The 13,473-nt window shown below is 68.6% G+C and carries 14 protein-coding genes; 7 read left to right on the plus strand and 7 right to left on the minus strand.

Annotated elements, in window-relative coordinates; translation table 11 throughout:
* Nucleotides 1–7: 7 nt before the first annotated feature.
* Genes JOD62_RS07825 through JOD62_RS07835 form a run of 3 tightly spaced genes read right to left on the minus strand, consistent with a single transcriptional unit; the run spans nucleotide 8 to nucleotide 2,935 of the window.
* On the minus strand, nucleotides 8–814 hold the full coding sequence (locus JOD62_RS07825; protein ID WP_204938731.1) for an ABC transporter ATP-binding protein: 807 nt from the start codon (nucleotides 812–814) through the stop codon (nucleotides 8–10).
* Nucleotides 811–1,665 carry an ABC transporter permease gene (locus JOD62_RS07830; RefSeq protein WP_239526599.1) on the minus strand — a complete coding sequence of 285 codons (855 nt, stop codon included), beginning with the start codon at nucleotides 1,663–1,665 and terminating at the stop codon, nucleotides 811–813. The genes JOD62_RS07825 and JOD62_RS07830 overlap by 4 nt, the downstream gene beginning before the upstream one ends.
* 25 nt (nucleotides 1,666–1,690) lie before the next feature.
* The gene (locus JOD62_RS07835; protein ID WP_204938732.1) at nucleotides 1,691–2,935 is read right to left on the minus strand and encodes an ROK family transcriptional regulator; all 1,245 of its coding nucleotides are present in this window, start codon (nucleotides 2,933–2,935) and stop codon (nucleotides 1,691–1,693) included.
* 155 nt (nucleotides 2,936–3,090) lie between these two features.
* Between JOD62_RS07835 and JOD62_RS07840 the strand changes: the two genes are divergently transcribed.
* A complete protein-coding gene (locus tag JOD62_RS07840; RefSeq protein ID WP_204938733.1) occupies nucleotides 3,091–3,501 on the plus strand; it encodes an MmcQ/YjbR family DNA-binding protein in 411 nt (136 codons plus the stop codon).
* A 39-nt stretch (nucleotides 3,502–3,540) separates the two neighbouring features.
* Here JOD62_RS07840 and JOD62_RS07845 read toward each other — a convergent pair whose 3' ends face one another.
* Nucleotides 3,541–4,131: a hypothetical protein gene (locus JOD62_RS07845; RefSeq protein WP_204938734.1), complete on the minus strand. Its 591-nt coding sequence runs from the start codon at nucleotides 4,129–4,131 to the stop codon at nucleotides 3,541–3,543.
* 148 nt (nucleotides 4,132–4,279) lie between these two features.
* On the opposite strand from JOD62_RS07845, the gene JOD62_RS07850 reads away from it, so the two are divergent.
* From JOD62_RS07850 to JOD62_RS07860, 3 genes are all read left to right on the plus strand, one after another.
* The gene (locus tag JOD62_RS07850; protein ID WP_407666013.1) at nucleotides 4,280–5,503 is read left to right on the plus strand and encodes a glycosyltransferase; all 1,224 of its coding nucleotides are present in this window, start codon (nucleotides 4,280–4,282) and stop codon (nucleotides 5,501–5,503) included.
* A 3-nt stretch (nucleotides 5,504–5,506) separates the two neighbouring features.
* Entirely contained in the window at nucleotides 5,507–6,730 is a 1,224-nt protein-coding gene (locus JOD62_RS07855) for a glycosyltransferase family 4 protein (RefSeq protein WP_204938736.1), read from the plus strand.
* Nucleotides 6,731–6,953: 223 nt separating this feature from the next.
* Nucleotides 6,954–7,928: a GlxA family transcriptional regulator gene (locus JOD62_RS07860; RefSeq protein ID WP_204938737.1), complete on the plus strand. Its 975-nt coding sequence runs from the start codon at nucleotides 6,954–6,956 to the stop codon at nucleotides 7,926–7,928.
* A 42-nt stretch (nucleotides 7,929–7,970) separates the two neighbouring features.
* Here the strand turns inward: JOD62_RS07860 and JOD62_RS07865 are convergent, their stop codons facing one another.
* Both JOD62_RS07865 and JOD62_RS07870 read right to left on the minus strand, forming a co-directional pair.
* Nucleotides 7,971–8,756, minus strand: coding sequence for an ABC transporter ATP-binding protein (locus JOD62_RS07865; RefSeq protein WP_204938738.1), 786 nt, complete (start codon nucleotides 8,754–8,756; stop codon nucleotides 7,971–7,973).
* Nucleotides 8,757–8,825: 69 nt separating this feature from the next.
* Nucleotides 8,826–9,773, minus strand: coding sequence for an ABC transporter substrate-binding protein (locus JOD62_RS07870; protein WP_204938739.1), 948 nt, complete (start codon nucleotides 9,771–9,773; stop codon nucleotides 8,826–8,828).
* A 40-nt stretch (nucleotides 9,774–9,813) separates the two neighbouring features.
* On the opposite strand from JOD62_RS07870, the gene JOD62_RS07875 reads away from it, so the two are divergent.
* Genes JOD62_RS07875 through JOD62_RS07885 form a run of 3 tightly spaced genes read left to right on the plus strand, consistent with a single transcriptional unit; the run spans nucleotide 9,814 to nucleotide 12,741 of the window.
* Nucleotides 9,814–10,860 carry a FecCD family ABC transporter permease gene (locus JOD62_RS07875; protein ID WP_204938740.1) on the plus strand — a complete coding sequence of 349 codons (1,047 nt, stop codon included), beginning with the start codon at nucleotides 9,814–9,816 and terminating at the stop codon, nucleotides 10,858–10,860.
* Nucleotides 10,857–11,930, plus strand: coding sequence for a FecCD family ABC transporter permease (locus JOD62_RS07880; protein WP_204938741.1), 1,074 nt, complete (start codon nucleotides 10,857–10,859; stop codon nucleotides 11,928–11,930). Before JOD62_RS07875 ends, JOD62_RS07880 begins: the two co-directional genes overlap by 4 nt.
* On the plus strand, nucleotides 11,923–12,741 hold the full coding sequence (locus JOD62_RS07885) for a siderophore-interacting protein (RefSeq protein WP_271171479.1): 819 nt from the start codon (nucleotides 11,923–11,925) through the stop codon (nucleotides 12,739–12,741). The genes JOD62_RS07880 and JOD62_RS07885 overlap by 8 nt, the downstream gene beginning before the upstream one ends.
* Here JOD62_RS07885 and JOD62_RS07890 read toward each other — a convergent pair.
* Complete coding sequence (locus JOD62_RS07890) at nucleotides 12,738–13,439, minus strand: NRDE family protein (RefSeq protein ID WP_204938742.1); 702 nt, start codon at nucleotides 13,437–13,439, stop codon at nucleotides 12,738–12,740. The genes JOD62_RS07885 and JOD62_RS07890 overlap by 4 nt on opposite strands.
* Nucleotides 13,440–13,473 lie beyond the last annotated feature (34 nt).

Raw genomic sequence — 13,473 nt, forward strand, 5'->3', positions numbered from 1 at the left:
TGAGCTGTCAGGCGACAGCGGTGGTGGATCGGTGTCCGGGGGTCTGGTGGTAGACGGCGCTCCACACCCGGTTGCGGAGTTCGGTGAACTCCGGGCTGAGGCGCATCTCCTCCGTGCGGGGGTAGGGCAGGTCGACGTCGATGACGTCGTAGATGCGGCCGGGGCGGGCCGCCATCACCACGACGCGGTTGGCGAGGAACACGGCCTCGTCGACGTCGTGGGTGATGAACATGACGGTGCGCTTCTCACGGCTCCAGGTGTCGAGCAGCTGCTCCTGCAACTTCACGCGGGTGAGGGCGTCGAGCGCGCCGAAGGGCTCGTCCATGAGCAGGATGCTGGGGTCGACGGCGTAGGCACGAGCGATCGCGCAGCGCTGCTTCATTCCTCCGGAGAGCATCTTCGGAAGGGCATCCGCGAAGTCGGAGAGCCCCACCATCTCGATGAAGTGCTCGGCCTTCGCACGACGCTCCTTGGCGCCGAGGCCGGCGGTCTTCAGGCCGAACTCCACGTTCTTGCGCACGGTCAGCCAGGGGAAGAGCGCGTACTGCTGGAAGATCACCCCACGGTCGGGACCGGGGCCGCGGACGGCCTTGCCGTCGACGAGGGCCTCACCGCTGGTGGGCGAGTCGAGGCCGGCGAGGATGTTCATGAGCGTCGACTTGCCGCATCCGGAGGGCCCGACGACGGTGATGAACTCGTTGTCGGCGACGTCAAGCGAGACGTCGTCGAGGGCGTAGAAGGCCTCGCCCTTCAGGTCGAAGGTCTTGGTGACGTTGCGGACCGAGATGCGCGGGCCGAGGGTCTGGGCGGTCATCGACGTTCCTGCCATTTCGTGAGCTTCTTCTCGGCGAGCAGCAGCAGCCGGTCCATGACCAGGCCGAGCACGCCGATGACGATGAGTCCGACGAAGATCGTCGGGAGGTCGTAGTAGAGCTGCGCCTGCTGCATCCGGTATCCGAGACCCGCCTGCGCGGCGATGAGCTCGGCGGCGACCAGGGTCGCCCACGCGGCGCCGAGGCCGACCCGCATGCCGACGAGGATGAAGGGCACGGATGCCGGCACGACGACGCGTACGAAGATCCCGGCGTCGTTCGAGCCGAGCACGCGCGCCGCGTTGATGAGCGTGCGATCCACGTTCACGACGCCCTGAAAGGTTGAGATGACGCAGGAGAAGAACGCGGCGAGGAAGATCACGAGGATCTTCGGCTCCTCGCCGATGCCGAGCAGCACGATCGCCAGCGGGATGATCGCGAGGGGCGGGATGGTGCGGAAGAACTGGATCCACGGCTCGATGAGCCCGCGTGCCCAGGCGTACCAGCCCATCAGGAAGCCGACCGGGATCGCGACGGCCGTGCCGAGTGCGAAGCCGATCAGCACGCGGGTGAGGCTGGCGACGATGTCCGAGCCGAGCGTGCCGTCGGCGGCGAGCTCACCGGCGCGGACGACGACCTCGACAGGAGTCGGAAGGCGGAAGCCGCTGACGGAGAGCAGCCACCATATGCCGATGCCGGCCACGACACTGATGGTGCTCAGCAGCAGCATCCGCTTCTTGCCGGTGTCTTTCTTCTCGCGACGGGCGCGCGCACGGGTCGTCGGCACAGGATTCGCGGATGTCGCGGTTTCGGGGGTGCTCCCCGTGACGAGGTTGTCACTCATCGAGGGCATGGGTTTCCTCCTCGGGATGGACGGGTCACTTGCGGGTGCTCCTTCGCACTAGGGTTTCGGCGCGTGCGCTCTCCCCCTGGAGTTCGCCGTAGCCGACGAGCAGGGGGGAGTTGCGCAGGAGCGCGATGATGCCGCCGATCGCACCGGCCTCGTCGCCGAGGACCGTGCGTCGGATGCGGGGTGAGAACTCACTGAACGGGACGAGCTCGTAGCCGACGGTTGCCGCGATCTGTTCGATGATCACGGGAGAGATGTCAGCCACCTCGCCGCCGATAACGATCTCCGCCGGGTTCGTCGCGACGGCGAGCGAGCCGAGGACGTGCCCGACGGACTCGCCGACGGCGCGCAGGATCCCCAGAACGAGCGGGTCGCCCTTCTCGGCTGCGGCGGTGACGTCGGACAGGGTCGTCGCCGACACTCCGGCGTCGGCGCACCGCTGGAGGATGCCGCCGAGGGAGGCGACGGTCTCGAGGCATCCGCGCTTGCCGCAGGCGCAGTCAGCCTGTGACCCAGGAACCGTGATGTGTCCCAGCTCGCCGGCGAATCCGGCTGCGCCGCCGACCAGGCGTCCGCCGATCACGAGGCCACCGCCGATTCCCGCCGAGAGCCGAAGGTAGAGCAGATGCTCGGTGGGGGCGCCGACATCACCCGCAGCCTCCGCCAGGGCGGCGAGACGGGTGTTGTTGTCGATGAGGATCGGCGTCGAGAAGTGGGACTCGAATGCGCTGCGCACGTACTCCGCGCCCGCGCGGCGTGCTTCGGCGACAGGTTCGGTGTCGCGCCGCGGCAGGCGGGAGGAGAACGGGCCGGGGAAGCCGATCGCAATGCCCCGCAGCCCGTCGAGGTGCAGGGCGGGGCTTTCGCTCATCTGCGCGATGAGGTCGAGGCTGAGGCGCACGCGTGCGGGCCAGTCCGCGCTGGTGTCGTAGGCGGTGTTGTCGGAGGCGATGATCTCGTGAGCGGCGTTGGCGAACACGATTCGTACGCGGCGGTGCGAGAAGTCGACTCCGGCGTACTGTCCCGCAGCGGGATCGAGCGTGAGGATCTCGGCCGGCCGTCCGCGGCCGGCGCGAGGCGCGGCATCCTGCGTGACCGAGATCACGCCGCGCTCGATGAGGTCTCCGGAGATCTCCGAGAGCGTCGTGCGGGACAGTCCGATGTGGGTGGCGATCTCACCGCGGGTCATCCCGCCGTGCTCGCGCAGCAGCTGAAGCACACGGCCTTCGTGTGTTCGTCTGACGAGTGCATGCACTCCAGTGGGCATTGGCATGGGTGCAACGCTAGGAACGCCGATTTTTTCCGTCAACTTACCGACATAATTCCGCCCGATATTCTCCATAACATTTTCGAAAAGACGCTCGGAAGAATTTCTGACGCGAAGCGCAGAGGCATTGAGGCATGAGTATCGCGGTGTGACGATGGAATATGGCCTCCGTCGACGACGTCCGCGAGATCGCACTCGCGCTGCCCACGGTCGAGGAGCGCGCGAGCGGATTCACCGGTGAGCCGATGTGGCGCACGAAGCGGGGACCCGTCGTGTGGGTGCGCGGCCCGAACGGGTCGGATCTCCGTCAGCTTGACGAGATCGGGCAGGAGTGGCCCGACGGCGAGATCGTCGCCGTGCGCGTGGAGAGCCTGGAAGACAAGGACGCGCTGCTCGCCGCGGAGCCGGAGTTCCTCTTCACGATCCCGCACTTCGAGGGGTACTCGGCGGTGCTCGTGCGGCTGGACCGCATCGAGCGCGAGCGGCTGGCCGAACTCATCACGGATGCCTGGCTCACGCGGATCCCCGTGCGCATGGCACGCGAGTGGCTCGCCGAGCACGGCCTCGAATAGAAGGAGGATGCTGCACAGCATCCGCCCTCGCCATACGGCTTACGCCGGATCGATGCGCAGCACGCCGGGCGTCTCGCCGAGCGTGAGGTCTTCCACGGTGCGCAGCGTGCGCGCGATCTCGTCGACGGCGCCGATGACGGTGCCGAATCGCTCCTTGTCGGCGCAGACCGCCTGCAGAGTGATGAGGTGCGTGCCGGTGTCCCACGTGTAGGTGACGAAGGGCGGCGTCTTCGGCTCGGGCGGCATGGCCATCACGAGCTTCTCGCCGACACCGAGGTAGGGATTGCGGAACTCTTCCGTGTCGTCGTACTCGATCGGCATCATGGCACGCGCCGTGCGCAGCTGCGGGGTGAGCTCTTGGGCGGTCGCCATCGCGACGATGAGCTCGGGCTCGGCCTTCCACGTCCACACGAGAACTCGTCCGTCGGCCTTCCGCATGAGGAGGGGCGCTGCCTGGCTCATCGCCCAGGCGGCGAACCCGGAGCCCGGACGCGGGGTCGCGCCAGCGGCCTGGTTCATCTGCCCGAGCAGCATCCCGATCGCCGCCTTGCGATGACGGCGTCCCTTCCATCCGAGGGATCCGGTCACGGGGATCCAGCGGGCGGGGTCGGCATCGGCGTCAAGGCGCATGACAACCACGGTAGAGGATGCGGCTGAGCAGCGGCCGACCGCCTCTGCACACCTCGTCGTGGCACCGGGTCTCGCTCAGCGCGCTCAGGTAGAGTTACGTCCGCCCGAACCTGGGCGCATTCCCTGTCCGCGGGCCAGAAAAGGCAGCATCCACGTGACCTCACCCGGCGATCATCGCTCCTCATCCGAGTCTGCGCAGTCGACCCGACCGCTGAAGATCCTCATCGGCGCCGACACCTTCGCGCCCGACATCAACGGCGCCGCACGGTTCGCCGAGCGCCTCGCCGCCGGCCTCGTCCAGCGCGGGCACGAGGTCCACGTCGCCGCACCCAACTCGGCGTACCGCCGCGCAGCCGCACGCACCGAGGTCATCGAGGGTGAGCCGATGACGATGCACCGCCTGCCTTCGGTGCGCTGGGCTCCGCACGACTGGCTGCGTTTCGTGTGGCCGTGGCGCGCGAAGCACTACGCCCGTGCCGTGCTCGACCGTGTTCAGCCCGATGTCGTGCACATCCAGTCGCACATCATCATCGGCCGCGGCCTCTCGCGCATCGCGCACGAGCGCGGCATCCCGGTGATCGCCACGAACCACGTGATGGCCGAGAACCTTCTCGACCACTCCGCCATGCCGCGTGCGTGGGACGCGCAGATCGTCAAGTGGGCCTGGGCGGATGCGGCGCGCACCTTCGCGCTGACGCGTGCCGTGACCACGCCGACGCGTCGCGCCGCGGACTTCCTCGAGCGCACGGTCGGCATCAGCGGAGTCATCCCGATCAGCTGCGGCATCGACCGCTCGCACTACCTGCCCGTGGTCGGTCCGCGCGAGAAGAACCGCATCATCTTCGTGGGGCGTCTCACGGCCGAGAAGCAGATCGACGTGATCCTGCATGCCATGACGAAGCTCGACCCCGCGCTCGACGTCACGTTCGACATCGTCGGCGGAGGCGACCAGCGCAAGAACCTTGAGAACCTGACGCGAGACCTCGGCCTCGCGGATCGGGTGACCTTCCACGGACGCATCAGCGATGAAGAGCTGCGCGCGCTGTACTCGCGCGCCTCGGTGTTCGTGATCGCGTCGATCGCCGAGCTGCAGTCGATCGCGACGATGGAGGCCATGGCCTCGGCGCTGCCGGTCGTCGCCGCGGATGCTGTCGCGCTGCCGCACCTCGTGCACGACGGCGAGAACGGCTACCTGTTCCCGCCCGGTGACGTAACGGTGCTCGCTGAGCGCCTCACGACCGTCCTGACCGCGGATGCTGCGGAGTACGAGCGGATGCAGCGCGCATCGCTCGACGGTGTGGCCGTGCACGACATCACACGCACGCTCGACACGTTCGAGGCCCTGTACCGCGACGAACCGCTGCCGGAGTAGTCCGTGCACGTCGTCTTCTTCGGCGACCAGCACCTGGAGTCGCTGGGCGGGGCGCAGGTGTCGATGAGGCTGCAGCGCACCTACCTGGAGCGCGCAGGGCACCGGGTGACGGTCGTCGCGCCACGCATGCACGGCCCCCGTGCGGCGCTCGGTGCCGGCGACTCCGGCTACCTTAACCTGCCGTCGATGCCGATCACGCTCGACCGGGAATACTCGATGAGCTGGCCGGGTCGGCGCACGGATGTGTACCTCGACCTGGCGTTCCGTGATCTTCCACCCGTGGATCTCGTCCATGTGCAGGCCGACTTCTGGGGTGCGTTCATCGGACACCGCTTCGCCCGGCGGCACGGCATCCCGGTCGTGCACACGATGCACAATCGGGTCGAGGTCGGCATCGCCGCCGTCACGCCGCTGCACCGCCAGGTGCTGTGGGTCCTCAACGCCTGGCGCCGCCGAGCGGTCGGAGGCGGTGCCGGATCCGACGGGTGGGCCTACCTTCGCGGGATCGCCGCGGGCTCGCGCGCGGTGACCGCGCCGTCGGGACACTTCGCGCGTCGCCTGGAGCAGAACGGCGTCTTCTCGCCGGTCGAGGTCGTCTGGAACGGCATCGACGACGAGATGCTCGCCGAGGTGCGCGCCGAGGTGGCGAAGGACGTGACGGATGCTGCGCCTCGACGCCCGCGGTTCATCTGGCTCGGGCGGATGAGTCCGGAGAAGCGTCTCCTGCCGTTCCTGGAAGCGGTGGTGGCCTCCGAGGTCGATGCAGATGTCGAGATCATCGGCGGTGGGGGCCAGCTGCGCGCGGCCGAGCGGATCGCCGCACGTGCGACGAAGACACGCATCCGCTTCGCCGGTCGGGTCAGCTACCGCGATGTGCTCCTGCATGTAGCGCGGGCGGATGCCGTCGTGCAGACCTCGATCGGATTCGAGACGCAGGGGATGACGCCCTTCGAGGCCGCAACCCTCGGCACTCCGACGATCGTGAGCGACCCGGACATCGCGGGGGAGCTGCGCGGTGGGCTGTGGGCGGTTCCGGATGTCGGTGCGGACGAAGCCGCGCGGATTGCGGCGCTCGCCGAGACGTTGCGCATCGCCGCTGCCGACATCCGCGCGGGCACCGCGCCTTCGCCGCATCCTGCGGTGGTCGCGGAGTTCACGCAGTCCTCGCGGACCGCGGCGATGATCGAGGTGTACGAGCGCGTGCTGCGTGAGGCACGCGGCGCCTGAGCAGATCCGGCGGTCTAGGCGTGTTCGCGCTGGGGATCGGTCGGGAGGGCTCGATAGCCATCCGTGCGCAGTGCGCGCACGGTGCCGACAAGTCCCCAGAGGGCTAGTGCGGTGAGTGCGATGATGAGTACCATGGCAGAAACACTACGTTCAGCGCAGAACGGCCACGAGTGGCAGGAATGACGATGAACGTAGGAAATCCGCCAATCATGTGAGGTTGCTCATGAAGACCGTCGCGTGCATCATCCAGCCGCACTTCTCACCGTTCGAATTCGGGATCGCGTGCGAAGTGTTCGGCCTCGATCGCTCCGATGACGGCATCCCGAAGCTGGACTTCCGCGTGGTCACGGCCGAACCCGGTGTCGTGCCGTCGAAGATGGGCTTCTCGGTCAACGTCGAGCACGATCTGTCGTTTGCGTACGAGGCTGATGTCGTGGTCGTGTGCCCTTTTCCTCGGGAGATGTGGGACACGGTCGATGAGCGAGTGCTCGACGCGATCCGCGCGGCCGACGCGCGCGGCGCCTGGATCGTCAGCGAGTGCAGCGGGGTGTTCGCTCTCGCCGCGGCGGGAGTGCTCGATGGGCGTCGTGCGACGACGCACTGGATGTACGCCGGTGAGCTCGCCCGCCGATACCCGCAGATCGACGTCAACCCGGATGTTCTGTTCGTGCACCACGACCACATCATCACGAGTGCAGGCACCGCGGCGGGCATCGACGCGTGCCTGTCGCTCCTGCGGATCGAGCTCGGTGCCGAGACGACGAACCGCATCGCGCGCCGCATGGTCGTTCCCCCGCAGCGCGACGGCGGGCAGGCGCAGTTCATCGACCGTCCGATTCCGCACGACGCAGAGGCATCCCTGGCGCCGATCGCCACCTGGGCGGTGGGGAATCTGCGCGATGACCTGTCGGTCGAGCGCCTCGCGGCCCACGCGCACATGTCACCGCGAACCTTCGCTCGTCGTTTCAAAGCAGAGTATGGCGCGACGCCGGCGGCCTGGCTCACCCGACAGCGTCTGATCCAGGCGCAGCGGATGCTGGAGCGCACGGACCTCTCCATCGAGCAGATCGCCGATGAGTGCGGCTTCGGTTCTGCCGCCGTGCTGCGTCAGAACTTCACGCGCGTGCTCGACACGACGCCCACGGCGTACCGTGCGCGGTTCTCGTGCGCGGATGAGGCGGAGATGTCGATCGCGTAGTACGCACGCTCGATCGCGTGAAGGGGTGCGCGCATCGGGCCGTCAGCGGCGGATGACCATGGGCGTACCGGTCACCGGGTCGGGCACGACGAGCGCATCCAGCCCGAAGACGTCGCGGATGCGCTCGGCGGTGAGAAGCTCCTGCGGTGAGCCGGTGCCTGCCACCTGGCCGTCCTGCATGAGGATCAGGTCGCTGGCGTAGCGCGCGGCCTGATTGAGGTCGTGCAGCACGGCGACGATCGTCTTGCCCTCGTCGTTGAGAGTGCGCAGCAGATCGAGAAGTTCGTACTGGTGGGAGATGTCGAGGAACGTGGTGGGTTCGTCGAGCAGCAGGACGGGCGTCTGCTGGGCGAGGAGCAGTGCGACCCAGACGCGCTGCCGCTGACCGCCGGAGAGTTCGTCGACGCGCCGCTGCGCGAGATCGCTCGTGCGCGTGGCCTCGAGGGCGCGACGCGTCGCTTCGTCGTCCTCTGCGCTCCAGCGGCGCAGCGGCGTGTGGTGCGGGTGCCGGCCGCGGGAGACGAGGTCGACGACGCGCATCCCCTCCGGTGCGATCGCATCCTGCGGGAGCAGCCCGAGCTGACGGGCCAGCTCTTTCGACCCGTAGTCGGCGATCGCGCGGCCGTCGAAGCGCACCTCGCCGGAGGCGGGATGCAGCACGCGGGCGAGTGCGCGCAGCACGGTGGACTTGCCCGAGGCGTTGGGGCCGAGGATGACCGTGAATGACCCCCGTCGCACTTCGATGCTCACGCCGTTCACGACCGTGCGGGTGTGGTCGTAGGTGACGGTCAGCTCGTGCGCTTCGAGGGCGGGCGTCGTCGGGTTCACGGGGTTCCTGATGGTGGTTCGGGTGAGAAGACGGGGCTCCTCATCGTTGCATGAGGAGCCCCTCCGTGCTCAGGAGAGCTGATCTTCGATGTCGTCGAGGATCAGGTTGGCGCCGATGACGCCGATGCCGACCATCCAGGTGTCGTCGTCGACGCCGAAGGCGTTGCCGGATGCGACGCCGGGGAGGCCGCCCCACAGGGTCGAGATCGTGGCGTAGCTGGTCGCAGACGGGTCGCCGCCGGGCGTCGTGTAGAAGACGATGTCGCCGTCGATCTGCTCGTAGAGCTCGGGGCTGAGCTCCATCATGGAGTACTCGTTCCAGTCGCGCTCACCCAGGTCGAAGCCCATGTCGGCGAGGATCGAGCCCGAGAACGTGCCCGGACCGTAGAGGCGGAAGTTGTCGGTGCGGAAGCGGACGATCGACGCCGTCTTGCCGGTGGCCTTCACGGCCTCGCCGACCTCGGCGGCCCGCTCGGACACCTGTGCGAGGAGGCCATCCATCTCGGCGGACTGGTCGACCGCGGCGGCCGTCAGCTCTGCCTGCTCGGTCCAGTTGGTGCCGGAGTCCTTCGCGAACACCGTCGGTGCGATTGCGCTGAGCTCGTCGTAGATGGCCTCGTGGCGCACCTTCGAGCCGATGATCAGATCGGGTGCCAGGTTGGCGATCGCGTCGATGTCGGGCTCGGAGATGTTGCCGACGGTCTCGGTGCCGTCGAGCTCATCGGCGAGGTAGGCGGGGAAGCCCTGACCCGCACGCACCTCGGGAGCGCCGACGGGCGTGATGCCCAGAGCGACCAGCGCGTCGAGGGCGGGGGAGTCGAGCACGACGATGCGCTCGGGAACGGCGTCGAACTCGACCTCGCCCATCGCATCGGTCACGGTGTACGAGGTGCTGGCCGCAGCGGGCTCGGCCTCGGACGGGGCGGGAGCGCTGCTGCATCCGGTCGCGACGAGCGCGAGAGCGATGACGGACGAAGCAGCGGCGAGAAGGGAGCGGGTGCGCGAAGTTCTGTTCACAGTCACATGATCTTAGACAGTTTGGGTAGGCTAACCAAACGTGCCTACCCGACAAGCTCCTCCACCGATCCTCGCGGAATCCGCGCAGCGCATCGGGCGCGGTGCGCTGCCCTTCGTCATCGCGGGCATCGCGCTGGTTGCGGCTGTCATCCTGAGCCTCGCGATCGGGGCCCGCGCTGTGGCGATCGATGAGGTGGCTCTCTCACTGCTCGGAATCGGTGATGAGAACGTCGTCGGAATCGTGGGCACGCTCCGTGTGAACCGCACGATCAACGGGCTCATCTGCGGTGTCGCGCTGGGCCTCGCCGGAGTCCTGATGCAGGCGCTGACGCGCAACCCGATCGCCGACCCCGGGATGCTCGGCGTCAACGCCGGTGCCGCTTTCGGCGTCGTCGTCGGGCTCAGTGCCTTCGCGGCGCTCGGCGCGGGTGGAACCATCTGGTTCGCGCTCGCGGGCGCCGCGCTCGCAGCCGGTGTCATCTTCGCCTTCTCGACGAGCCGGGTCGTGGCGGGATCGCCTGTGCGACTCACCCTCGCCGGCGTCGCGTTCTCCGCCGTGCTGGCCGGGGCGTCGCAGGCCATCGTGCTGTCGAACGAGACCGTGCTCGACAGCTTCCGGTTCTGGCGTGTGGGCTCGCTCACGGCGCGCCCCGTCGAGGACGCGCTGCCGCTCATCGGATTCGTCGTCGTCGGGACGATCCTGGCGCTCCTGATCGCACCGTCGCTGAACATGATGGCGCTCGGTGACGACAGTGCCATCGCACTCGGAGTTCGCCCCGGAGCTGTGCGCCTGCTGGTGCTCCTCGCGGTCACCCTGCTCTGCGGTACCGCGACCGCGCTCGCCGGTCCGATCTCCTTCGTCGGACTGCTCGTCCCGCATCTGCTGCGCCGGGTCGTCGGGCCGGATCTGCGCATCATCCTCCCGCTCGCGCTGCTCGCATCGCCCGTTCTGCTGCTCGTCGCCGACGTCTGCGGCCGCGTGATCGGCAACGGGGCCGAGGTGCAGGTCGGTGTCGTGACCGCCCTCATCGGAGGCCCGCTGCTCATCGCGATCGTCAGCGGCCGTCGCCGGGGGGTGCTCTCATGACGACCACGGAGCGACCGATCGTCGCGCCTCGGCACGTCTTGGGTGACGAGCAGCGCGTACTCCGCACCCGCCGCGGCTGGTCGCTGCGCTATCACCGCCGCACGGCGATCGTCGTCGGTGTGCTCGCGCTCGCTCTGGCGCTGCTCCTGGTCGCCGCTCTGATGCTCGGCGACTACGTCGTGAGTCCGGCCGCCCTGATCGACACGCTGCGAGGGCAGGCGCCCGATCGGCGGACGGAGTTCTTCGTCCTCGGGCGGCGGCTGCCGCGAGCCCTCGTCGCGATGACGGTAGGCGCGTGCCTCGCCGTCGCAGGCGCGATCTTCCAGGGGTTGACCCGCAACCCGCTCGCGAGCCCCGACGTCGTCGGCGTGAGCAGTGGCGCCGCGGTCGGCGCGGTTCTGGTCATGCTGGTGCTCGAGGGCTCTGTCGATCAGGCCGCGATCGGCGCCGCGGTCGGAGCGATCGTCGTCGCCGCTGTGATCGTCCTGCTGACCTGGCGATCCGGGTTGCACGGTGTGCAGCTCATCCTCACCGGCATCGCGCTCTCGGTGATCGCGATGGCGATCGTCGACTACGTGCTGTCACAGGTCTTCGTGGCCAGCGCGACCACGGCGCAGACCTGGCTGGTCGGCTCGCTGCAGGGCCGCAGCTGGTCGGATCTCATTCCGGCGCTCATCGCGCTCGCTCTGATCACTCCGCTCCTCATCTGGAAGTCGGCGGATGCCCGGGTCATGGCCCTCGGCGACGGCATCGCGATCGGGCTGGGCGTGCGCACGACGCGGGCTCGCTGGCTGCTCCTGGTCGCGGCGACGCTCCTGGTCGCCGTCGCCGTCGCGACGGCGGGGCCGATCTCCTTTGTCGCGCTCGTCGCCCCGCACATCGCGCGCAGTCTGACGAAGACGCCGAGCTTCGCCGCATCCGCGCTCGTCGGCGCGATGCTGCTTCTCGTCAGCGACCTCATCGCGCTGTATGCCTTCCCCGCGCCGCTGCCGGCAGGGGCTGTGACGATCACGGCTGGAGGAGCCTTCTTCCTCTGGCTGCTGTGGAGAGAGGGAAGAACCCGTGCCTGACAAGACCGAGGTGCGAGAGCGCGAGGAACGTGCGCCGCAGCGTCCGCAGCGCGAGGTGAGCCGGATCTTCCGGGCGGAGGTCACGGCCGTGATCGATCTGACGCCGCACCTGCGACGGCTCACGATCCATGCTCCCGAGCTGGCGAACTACGAGACGGTCGGCCCTGACGAGTATCTGGGTCTCATCCTGCCGCGCACCGAGGCCGATCCGCTCGTGCTTCCCGATGCCTCGAATCCCGCGGCGATTCGCGCGGCGGTCGCGGAGCTTCCGGAGGATGTGCGTCCGGATCTGCGCTGGTACACCGTCCGGGAGCACCGACCGGAGGCCTCCGAGCTCGACATCGACTTCGTCGTGCATGGCGACGAGGGACCGGGGTCGCGATTCGCGCTGCGTGCCCGCCCGGGAAGCGTGCTCGGTGTGCGCGAGTGCAGCGCGCTCTACGCATTGCCCGACGGCGCGCGCAGCCGCGTCATCATCGGCGACGAGTCGTCGCTCCCCGCGATCGCACGCATTCTGGAGACGACACTCGACGAACCGGAGCCGTTCGTCTTCATCGAGACGGCGGATCCCCGAGACCGCATGGAACTGGCCGCGCCGGTGCAGTGGGTCGATCGCGTCGGCGAGCCCGGCATTGCACTGGAGGCCGCCGTGCGGGAGAGCGCCCTGCCTGAGGAGATCGACTACGCCTGGGTGTGCGGAGAGCGGGTCGGCGTGCAGAACATCCGGCGCCATCTGGTCGCCGATCGCGGTGTGGCGAAGAGCCGGATCACCTTCTCGGGCTATTGGCGTCTCGGTGAGATCCGCGCCTAGTCCCAGTGTCCGGGGCGGGTCAGCGCACGATCGTGCACGGTGACGCCGGTCGGCGAGACCTCCGCGACAGCGTAGAGCAGGGAGAGCGTCGGATAGCCGTGCGGACGGTTGTCGCGGATGATCGCACGGTCGTCTTCGGGATTCAGTCGCGCGGAATCGCCGAGCAGTGACACCCAGGGGTGCCACCACTCCTCATCCGTCGTCGATGCGTCGGCGCGTGCGGCGAACTCCGGAAGCCAGCGCGCGATGCGGGGCGTCTCCGGGTCGTCGAGGTCGTCGTGCGCGATCATGTGCACACCCGCGTCGATCGGCATCTCGCGCAGGTCGACGCCATCCCACGAGAGGACCCGAGCGCCATCGGCCCAGACCTCCAGCAGGTTGAACCCGTGCATCCGCTGGGGCCCCTCGGGCGAACGCCCCGCCACGGACTCGAGCGCGAGCGAACCGCGCGAGAGCGTCTCGGTGTCGGCGAGCTCCAGGACATCGGCGCGGTTCAGCAGCACCGCGAGCCGACCGGAGTTCGGGTCGGCGGCCAGCCACGCGCCCCCGGCCCGGCGGTCGTGCACGCCGATGACACCGGGATAGGTCTCGGGCCACCACTCGCCGAGGGGGTCCCATGCGCGCTGCGGGTCTTCATCCCGCACCGCCAGCAGACGGGACGAGCCGTCATGAGCGACATCGATCATCACTGTGCACACGTTCTCGAGTCTAGGCACCGTAGTGACAGCACGT

Source organism: Microbacterium keratanolyticum, from assembly GCF_016907255.1.
In the GTDB taxonomy this organism is placed as follows: Bacteria; Actinomycetota; Actinomycetes; order Actinomycetales; family Microbacteriaceae; genus Microbacterium; species Microbacterium keratanolyticum.

What these genes read in the sequence shown, in the direction of transcription:
- JOD62_RS07825 (WP_204938731.1), bottom strand. Translation starts at nt 814, where the DNA reads ATGACCGCCCAGACCCTCGGCCCGCGCATCTCGGTCCGCAACGTCACC.
- JOD62_RS07830 (WP_239526599.1), bottom strand. Translation starts at nt 1,665, where the DNA reads ATGCCCTCGATGAGTGACAACCTCGTCACGGGGAGCACCCCCGAAACC.
- JOD62_RS07835 (WP_204938732.1), bottom strand. Translation starts at nt 2,935, where the DNA reads ATGCCAATGCCCACTGGAGTGCATGCACTCGTCAGACGAACACACGAA.
- JOD62_RS07840 (WP_204938733.1), top strand. Translation starts at nt 3,091, where the DNA reads ATGGCCTCCGTCGACGACGTCCGCGAGATCGCACTCGCGCTGCCCACG.
- JOD62_RS07845 (WP_204938734.1), bottom strand. Translation starts at nt 4,131, where the DNA reads ATGCGCCTTGACGCCGATGCCGACCCCGCCCGCTGGATCCCCGTGACC.
- JOD62_RS07860 (WP_204938737.1), top strand. Translation starts at nt 6,954, where the DNA reads ATGAAGACCGTCGCGTGCATCATCCAGCCGCACTTCTCACCGTTCGAA.
- JOD62_RS07880 (WP_204938741.1), top strand. Translation starts at nt 10,857, where the DNA reads ATGACGACCACGGAGCGACCGATCGTCGCGCCTCGGCACGTCTTGGGT.